Annotated in this window: 9 protein-coding genes; 5 read left to right on the top strand and 4 right to left on the bottom strand. The window is 47.7% G+C overall.

Translation table 11 applies throughout. The annotated features are described in order from the left end of the window. The first annotated feature begins 12 nt into the window (after nt 1-12). Together BUB18_RS08360 and BUB18_RS08365 are read left to right on the top strand one after the other, a co-directional pair. Entirely contained in the window at nt 13-777 is a 765-nt protein-coding gene (locus BUB18_RS08360; protein ID WP_073079849.1) for a leucine-rich repeat domain-containing protein, read from the top strand. A gap of 142 nt (nt 778-919) precedes the next feature. Further along, a complete protein-coding gene (locus BUB18_RS08365; RefSeq protein ID WP_083549594.1) occupies nt 920-2353 on the top strand; it encodes a S41 family peptidase in 1434 nt (477 codons plus the stop codon). Here the strand turns inward: BUB18_RS08365 and BUB18_RS08370 are convergent. The 4 genes from BUB18_RS08370 to BUB18_RS08385 form a co-directional block, all read right to left on the bottom strand. Beyond that, a complete protein-coding gene (locus BUB18_RS08370) occupies nt 2331-3119 on the bottom strand; it encodes an alpha/beta fold hydrolase (RefSeq protein ID WP_073080439.1) in 789 nt (262 codons plus the stop codon). The genes BUB18_RS08365 and BUB18_RS08370 overlap by 23 nt on opposite strands. Nucleotides 3120-3185: 66 nt before the next feature. Further along, nucleotides 3186-4028 carry an alpha/beta fold hydrolase gene (locus BUB18_RS08375; RefSeq protein ID WP_083549702.1) on the bottom strand — a complete coding sequence of 281 codons (843 nt, stop codon included), beginning with the start codon at nt 4026-4028 and terminating at the stop codon, nt 3186-3188. Beyond that, nucleotides 4028-4510, bottom strand: coding sequence for an SRPBCC family protein (locus BUB18_RS08380; RefSeq protein WP_073079852.1), 483 nt, complete (start codon nt 4508-4510; stop codon nt 4028-4030). Before BUB18_RS08380 ends, BUB18_RS08375 begins: the two co-directional genes overlap by 1 nt. A gap of 3 nt (nt 4511-4513) precedes the next feature. Then, complete coding sequence (locus BUB18_RS08385) at nt 4514-4861, bottom strand: ArsR/SmtB family transcription factor (RefSeq protein ID WP_073079854.1); 348 nt, start codon at nt 4859-4861, stop codon at nt 4514-4516. Nucleotides 4862-4955: 94 nt separating this feature from the next. Here BUB18_RS08385 and BUB18_RS08390 point away from each other — a divergent pair, with 94 nt between their 5' ends. From BUB18_RS08390 to BUB18_RS08400, 3 genes are all read left to right on the top strand, one after another. Continuing rightward, nucleotides 4956-5756: a helix-turn-helix domain-containing protein gene (locus BUB18_RS08390; RefSeq protein ID WP_073079856.1), complete on the top strand. Its 801-nt coding sequence runs from the start codon at nt 4956-4958 to the stop codon at nt 5754-5756. A gap of 77 nt (nt 5757-5833) precedes the next feature. Next, nucleotides 5834-7366 (top strand): FAD-dependent monooxygenase, encoded by a 1533-nt coding sequence (locus BUB18_RS08395; RefSeq protein ID WP_245805629.1) that lies wholly within the window; start codon nt 5834-5836, stop codon nt 7364-7366. Nucleotides 7367-7425: 59 nt separating this feature from the next. Then, the gene (locus tag BUB18_RS08400) at nt 7426-7932 is read left to right on the top strand and encodes a DinB family protein (RefSeq protein WP_073079860.1); all 507 of its coding nucleotides are present in this window, start codon (nt 7426-7428) and stop codon (nt 7930-7932) included. Nucleotides 7933-7945 lie beyond the last annotated feature (13 nt).

Here is a 7945-nt window from a genome sequence, read left to right on the forward strand (position 1 = left end):
AATCTTAATCTAATGGTTACTAAAATAATTTCTGGCTGTCTGCTGATGATGGCGGTGGCAAATAGTGTTTTGGCGCAGGTGGTGCGCATTCCGGATGAAAATTTCAAAAATGCCATTATAGATCAGGGTGTGGATACCAATGGGGATGGTCAGATCCAGGTATCTGAGGCGCAAAAAGTAACAGAGTTGTATGTAACAAAATCCAATGTTACCTCACTGGAAGGTATCAAGAGCTTTACCAACCTGGTGGATTTTGGGTTTGGTGAAAACCAGGTGAAGGCATGTGATGTTTCCGGGTTGAAGCAGCTTAAGTTTCTTTATGGGTTTGATAACCAGTTGGAGTCTATCAACACTAAAGGTTGTGATAATCTTGTAAATATCAGCTGCCATAAAAATAAGCTGAAGCGCGTGGAAATAGCGCATCTGAAGAAACTGGCGATATTAAGCATCGGCTGGAATCTGGTTACAAAACTGGACTTTAGTAATAACCCTGAAATGGAAGAACTGGAGGCTAATGATAACCAGCTGCGAGAAATTAATGTAGCGAATTGCCCGAAAATGGTAAACCTGTGGGTTACCAGAAATCAGATTGACCATCACCTGGACCTGCGGCACATGACAAATCTGGTGGCCCTGCGGGCTGATTTTAATCAGATTCCATCCGTGGATATTCGCGGACTTTCCAAGCTGGCGGTGTGTTTTATAGATAAAAACAGGATTACTACACTTAACTTAAGCGGCACGGTGAGTTTGCAAAAGTTGATGTGGCATGATTAATATTTATACTAGATAAGATAAATAAAAAAGAACTGCTGACCCGGCAGTTCTTTTTTTATGTTTAATCCTATTTGTAAGCGTAACTAATGTTCCTTAACGCCTTCTTAACCTTTCCAAATTTATATTTGAAAGAAAAGGTAGAATGAGAACCTTATTGTTGTTTATTATTCTTATACCAAACACGCTCTCAGCCCAGCGTGGGCTCACAAAAAAATACTCACCCGAGCAATGCCAGGAGGTGTTTAATAATGTGATAACCCTACTCAAAACTTCGCATCCCGGTACCTTTCGCTATCATTCCAAAGCAGATTTTGAGGAGTATGCAGCGTCGGTGTCGTTTACTATGAGGGATTCGATGACAGAACTGGAGTTATACCGTAAACTAAAGCCATTGGTAACCTACATGGGCTGTCTTCATACAGAGCTGATTACTGCTGTCAATTACAAGGGATGGTTGGATAAGTCGCCCAACCTGGTACCATTACAGTTATTTTGGGAAGGCAAGCGGGCATTTGTTACCGTAAACCTTAGTGAAAATATAAATATTGTTCCTGGCGATGAAGTATTAGAGATCAATGGGCGAAGGATACCCGCGTTGCTGGATTTGCTGCTGCCGGTTATACCCGCTGATGGATACAACCAGTCGATGAAATATCTGGCTTTATATCATCTGTTTCCATTGCTTTACCGCTCTAATGTTGAGGTGTTGGATTCATTCAGGATCACGTGGATGCATATGGGCAACAAGATAACCAGCGTGGTACCGGCAGTTGGAAGATGTGAATTTGCGCGCAGAGGGTTATTGTCGGAATACGTATATTCGAAGCAGTTAGTTTTTACCACTACGGACAGTATGGCTGTCCTTACAATTCACTCCTTTGCTAATACCGCCATTAAAGCAGGAAAACAACATTTCAAAACTTTTATAGACCAGGTATTTGATACCCTGAAAGTCAGGGGAGTTCCAAACCTGATTATTGATTTGCGCTATAACACCGGTGGATCAGATGTAAATGCGGCTTATTTTTCCAGCTATTTTTTTGATAAGCCTTACCGTTATTGGGATAGAATTGAAGTAACGGCCACGGTAGCAGGCAAGGTAAAAGGGCTCGGTAGTTTGTTGTTCCATAAACCGGTGCAGCGTGATTCTGCCTGGCTCTGGCAAAAAGGTAAGACTGTGAAGGACTTTGATTTTACCGAGTTACAACAACCTGCCGCGAATCATTATAACGGGAAAGTATATGTGCTGATCAATGGATTTTCCATGTCGTCCTGTGCGGATGTAGCTGCAATATTGAGCCATAACAGGAAAGCTGTGTTTATTGGCACTGAAACGGGTGGTGGTTACCAGGGTAATAACAGTGGCATTATACCGGGGGTTAACCTGCGGCCTACAAAGTTGGTACTCTCTGTGCCATTGATGGCTTACTATAATGCAGTTGATGCTACCGTGAATATGGGCAGAGGAACTATGCCTGATATCCCTGTAGATTTAACGCTGACGGATATATTGAACAATGTGGACAGGCCTATGAAAGTGGCGATGGACCAGATTAACAGGAAAGGAAGTCTTTAACCAACCTTGCAAAATGCTCCGGCTGATCCATATGCAGACTATGCCCGGCATTAGGTACTGCTGCCGTTAACAATCCCGGGTTTAGTCCTTCCAACTCTTTGGCGATGTCAGCGGATACTACACCTCTGTCGCCATATAACAATAAGCCTGGTACGGTAATACTTTGTATCAATTCCCTGAAATCCGGATTAGGTGGCCTCAGCACCTCAAATGCCTGCATACTGGTTTGTAACCTTGCGTGGGAAAATATTTCAATTAATGCGGCTGGTCGGGTGGGATGTCTTTTGCTGGCATCCGCCATTACTTCTTTCAATGACCAGCTTAAAATTTTTTTATGCTGACTGGCCACATCGCTTTGATATACTTCCAGCTGCAGCGCCGGACTTATAAAGGAGGGATCAGCCAGGATTACACGGGAGAGTAATGTAGGGTTTAAACTGGCTACCACGGCGGCTGTCATGCCTCCCATGGAATGTCCGATTAAGACTGGTGCCTTCAGCTTCAGTGATCGAATTAATCCCACTACATCATTTGCGAGATCGGCATATTGGTAGCCGGTTTCCGGTACGTCTGAAAGTCCGTGCCCGCGTGAATCGGGCATGATTACGTCATACTCATTTTCGAGCGCACGTGCAAGGAGCGTCCAGCATAACCCGCTTGTCATGAGGCCATGCAGGAGGATGACAGGTGGTTTGTTGCCGCCCGTGCGGGTGTAGTGGATACGGATGTTATTGCTGTGGATGTATGCGGATGTCCAGTGAGTCATGATTTCCTTAAATAATTTTTCTTGGTCAATGTGAATATAGCCGTTATTCCACGCCACTTCACCATTTTATTTATCAAGAAAACTTTCCACCATTGGCATCACATAGCGTCCCTGATTTGATCCGTTTTTCACCGTCGTGATTTCTTCCAGATACTCTCCGTGAATCCCCGGTATGATGGCCAGTTCGGCATGTGGCAACAGCTTACTTAATGCAATAATATGTTCCGGTTTTATCACATCCTTATCCGCCAGAATAAACAGGGCAGGGGCCTGAATGCCTCTTAATTGTTCATCGGGAATATCTTTAAAATTAACCATGCGCCTGGCGTCCTTATCGTGCATGGTTTGCAGGCCCGCCGAATCATTTTTTGCCTGCAGGTAAGCCGATTTTAATTCCGGTGGCATATTGGAAAGCGTTGCTTTTTGCATAAAGCCCCAGAACCATTCCGGCATGCCATCGCGTTTACAAAGCACGGAACCCAGCACCAGTTTATTTACGATGGCTGGGTGCCTTATTGCAATCTGGCAGCTGGTGGTAGCGCCATTGCTGAAGCCCAGGAAATCTGCCTTTTTAATGCCGAGTTGTTGAAGCAATGCAGCTACATCGTCCGCATCCTGCTCAAATGTCTCATCGGCTGATCTGTCGCTGGTCCGCCCATGGGCTTGCAGTTCCACTGCTATTACTTTTCTGTTTTTGGAGAGATAGGGGATCACCCGGGCGAAATTGCTTTGTATGGTGGAGCCGCCACCATGCAGTAATACCAATGGTTTACCCGTCCCGTAGATTTCATAATACATCCGGATGCCGTTCACTGCAGCATAGCCACTATGACGGGCGGGTGTGTCCGTTGACTGTGCAGTGGCAGCAACGGACACCATCAGGAGCGTCGACAAAAGGAGTGTTTTCATCATTCCACAATTTTTCGCATATGTGATAACATCTGTAGCCAGCTTGGATAAGCGCCGGTTTTTGTAGCGAGCGACTGTGATACTGTCTGGCGTAATTGCAGTGTAGTGGCGCCCTTATCTTCCGAGAAAGTAACCGTCACCTTTGTTTCGCCTGGCCAGTCGGCATCCATGCCTATGTCTACAGGATTGATGGGTTGACCGTTTTCATCTGCATTGATCAGCGTGAAAACGATTTTACGATTGGGCACTATTTCCAGGTATTCCCCAATGCACCAGCAGTCCCCATGTATAGGATTGGAAATACAGGAATGGAATTTTCCACCGGGCTTGATGTCAAGTGTTTTATAACGAATGGTACATCCATCAGGTGCGTACCAGCGGATCAGTTTTTCCGGATCTGTCCAGGCACTGAAAACGCGGTCAATACTGGCATTGAAGGTTTCTTCGATAAACACTTCATTTGTTTGAACTGACTTTTCCATATGTTATTTTTTAGATTTTTTAGGATGGGGTGCCTGCAACGCTTCCTGCTCCAGGAAACCTTTAAGTGATTTAAGCCGGCTGGTCCATAGCTGATGGTACTGTTGTACCCACTCGTGTACTTCGTTGAGCTTGTCCAGCCTGGCTTCACACAAACGTTCCCTTCCCTGCTGCTTAATGTTTAACAGCCCACATTCCATTAGTATTTTCAGGTGCAGGGAGATGGCCTGCCTGCTCACATCAAACTGTTCCGCAATGGTATTAACGTTTACCGGCTGCTCCGCTATCATGCCTATGATCGCCCGCCTGGTGGGGTCTGCTATGGCCTGAAATACATCTCTTCTTGCTTCCATGATATGCAATCATTTACTTGCAAATATATGCGCAAGTATTTGCTTGCGCAAATTTATTTTTCAGGTGGCCTGCAGTTCGTAATTTTAGGGCATCATGGAAGCGCCTGACATACACCATAAAGAATTTGCACCGCCTGTGGAATTACAGGATGCAGTCAGTTGTATCTGGTATTCCGTGCGGGACTTTGGCGCAGTACAAACTGGGTTTGAGGTTTTGCCGGATGGGTATGCGGAAATCATCTTCCACTTCGGCGACTCCTGTGATATGTTTTATAACGGTCGCTTACATCCTTTGCCATCCCCGTTTATGATGGGATTGTTAAACCAGCCGGTGCATTTCTACGCAAAACACAAACTGGTAGTCATCGGTGTACGATGTTACCCCTGGACTATCTTTGATCTGCTGGGGCTGCCCACCGGACTAACGGGAGTACAGCTATTTGAGCACCCGGTGGCAGCATTGCAAGCCGCGCTTACCAAATTGGTAAAGGCCGGCAAGCTGGAGGAAGCGGTGGCCTTGCTGATGCAATATTTTTCGGACACTACCGCCACTAATGGTACCGACACTACCCTCATTAAAGCAGGAGCGGCAATGAGAGCTGCCAACGGAACCCTGCCGGTAGCACAGGTGGCCGCCGCCGCACACGCCACCGTGCGTACACTGGAACGGAAGTTTAAGCAATCCTCCGGCTTTACGGTAAAAGATGTGTCGGGCCTGATACGATTTGAACAGGTACGTAACCACCTGTGGCGCTACCCTGACGTCAATATCGCCGGCCTGGCGATGGAAATGGGATATACAGATCAATCGCACCTGAGCCGTGAGTTTAAACGTTATAGTCACACCACGCCTGCCGCCTTTGCCAAACGGCCTCCTGACAGCCAGCGCCTGTAGTTCTCCATTTTGTCGCATTTTTACAAGCCATCCTGCACCCCATGTTGGAATTTTGCGTTTCAATGATAAATGAAACCATGAATACCGATGTAATTATTGCCGGCGCAGGCCCCGTAGGACTTTTCCTCGCCTGTGAACTGGCGTTAGCCCAATGCTCTGTGCTAATCCTGGAGAAAGAAGCGCAACCCGATTCTCCCCTTAAGCAACTGCCCTTCGGTATAAGGGGATTATCCTCACCTACTATCACGGCTTTATACCACCGCGGTATGCTGCACCAACTGGAATTGCATAAGCACATGAAACAGCCCCACAGCATACCCGGACAGCCACCTAAAAAACCGGCAGGTCACTTTGCAGGTATCACCCTGAATTATGAGGATATTGATACCTCACAATGGCCCTATCAGCTGCCAGGCGCGCCTGATTTTGGTATGATGAGTGAAATGCATGAACTGGAAACCGTGTTGACTAAAAGGGCCATAGAAATGGGTGTACAGATACACAGGGGACTCCCCATTACCGGGTTTACACAACATCAGGACGGCGTAACGGTACAGGCAGGCGATCAAACCTTTACTACCAACTGGCTGGTAGGCTGCGACGGGAGCCGCAGTGTAGTCCGCAAACAAGGCGGCTTTGAATTTGCCGGCACTGAGCCTGAATTTACCGGCTACTCCTGTAAAGTAGTATTGCAGGACCCCGAAAAGCTCAGGCCTGGCCGTAATGTAATGCCCACAGGTATGTATTTTCAGTCACAGCCGGGTTATCTGCTCTTGCAGGACTTTGATGGTGGCGCTTTCCATAGCTCCGATAAGCCTGTTACAGTAGCTTACCTCCAAACACTGCTGCGCCGAATTGCTGAAACGGATGTAACAATCAGCAGTTTGGAGGTAGCCACCACCTGGACCGACAGGGCACGGCAAGCCACCGCCTACCGCAATGGCCGCGTGTTACTGGCTGGCGATGCGGCACATATTCACTCACCGCTGGGCGGCCAGGGGCTCAACCTCGGTATTGGCGACGCAATGAACCTCGGCTGGAAGCTCGCAGCTACCATTCACGGCACGGCACCCGCCGGGCTCCTCGATACTTATTTCACAGAGCGGCATCCTATTGGAGCCAAAGTACTGGACTGGTCCCGTGCCCAGGTAGCCATCATGCAGGCAACGCCCGCGTCCAGGGCCTTAAACGCCATATTCCGGGATCTCATCAATACCCGCGACGGCGCCACTTATTTCGCAGGCAGAATTTGGGGTATCCATAACCGTTATGATCTTGGCGATAGTCATCCGCTGGTGGGCAGGATCGTACCGGATTTTGAATTTGAAGATGGTACGAGGTTAGGTGAGCTGATGCAGGATGGGAAAGGCGTGTTGCTTGACTTTACCGCCAACAGCCAGTTTAAAAGTATAGCAGCCGGATATAATGGTCGGTTACTGCATACAGGTAAGGCAGCCATCGATCGTTTAGGCCTTTCCGTTATATTGGTACGCCCGGATGGTATTGTGGCATGGGCAGGTGAGCCGGCCACATTTCAGGAACTACCGGAAGTTATTTTCCGGTGGTTTGGAAATATTGAGCATGAAGAGGTACCCCTGACGGGAAACTGAAGCAGGCCGGCTGTTACATCTCCCTGTAAAAAACCTTAACTTAGAAAAAATTTGAAACCATGACCCTGTTACAAGCATTACAGACCGAATTTGAAAATGAAGTTAACAGCACCCGCAGGCTGTTGCAGGCAGTGCCTGAAAAAGACCTTTCCTACAAGCCTTCTCCAATCTCCTGGACCATGGGCGAGCTGGCCCAGCATATTGCCACCATATACTATTGGTATGCGGGCACGTTAGGCCAGGATGTGTATGATGTGGCGGCAGACAGACCCGAAAGAGGCAGTCCTAACGACATTGCAGCTACGTTACAGTTCTTTGAAAATAACGTGGAGAAGGCGAGGGCTGCATTGCAACAGTCAACCGAAGAAAGCCTGGCCGGCAACTGGACCATGAAAGTGGGCGACCGCACCGTGCTGGGGCCAATGACCCGCTCTGTAGTAGCAAGAGGCTTTTTGTTTAATCATATTTACCACCACCGCGGCGAAATGATCGTGTACCTGCGCGCTACCGGCAACAAAGTCCCTGGCATGTATGGCCCTACCTACGAGGATGGATTGGGCAAATAACTTCTATAAACAA

The sequence above is a fragment of the Chitinophaga jiangningensis genome (genome assembly GCF_900142605.1).
Taxonomy (GTDB): Bacteria; Bacteroidota; Bacteroidia; order Chitinophagales; family Chitinophagaceae; genus Chitinophaga; species Chitinophaga jiangningensis.

What these genes read in the sequence shown, in the direction of transcription:
- BUB18_RS08380 (WP_073079852.1), bottom strand. Translation starts at nt 4,510, where the DNA reads ATGGAAAAGTCAGTTCAAACAAATGAAGTGTTTATCGAAGAAACCTTC.
- BUB18_RS08400 (WP_073079860.1), top strand. Translation starts at nt 7,426, where the DNA reads ATGACCCTGTTACAAGCATTACAGACCGAATTTGAAAATGAAGTTAAC.
- BUB18_RS08370 (WP_073080439.1), bottom strand. Translation starts at nt 3,119, where the DNA reads ATGACTCACTGGACATCCGCATACATCCACAGCAATAACATCCGTATC.
- BUB18_RS08390 (WP_073079856.1), top strand. Translation starts at nt 4,956, where the DNA reads ATGGAAGCGCCTGACATACACCATAAAGAATTTGCACCGCCTGTGGAA.
- BUB18_RS08360 (WP_073079849.1), top strand. Translation starts at nt 13, where the DNA reads ATGGTTACTAAAATAATTTCTGGCTGTCTGCTGATGATGGCGGTGGCA.
- BUB18_RS08395 (WP_245805629.1), top strand. Translation starts at nt 5,834, where the DNA reads ATGAATACCGATGTAATTATTGCCGGCGCAGGCCCCGTAGGACTTTTC.
- BUB18_RS08385 (WP_073079854.1), bottom strand. Translation starts at nt 4,861, where the DNA reads ATGGAAGCAAGAAGAGATGTATTTCAGGCCATAGCAGACCCCACCAGG.
- BUB18_RS08365 (WP_083549594.1), top strand. Translation starts at nt 920, where the DNA reads ATGAGAACCTTATTGTTGTTTATTATTCTTATACCAAACACGCTCTCA.
- BUB18_RS08375 (WP_083549702.1), bottom strand. Translation starts at nt 4,028, where the DNA reads ATGAAAACACTCCTTTTGTCGACGCTCCTGATGGTGTCCGTTGCTGCC.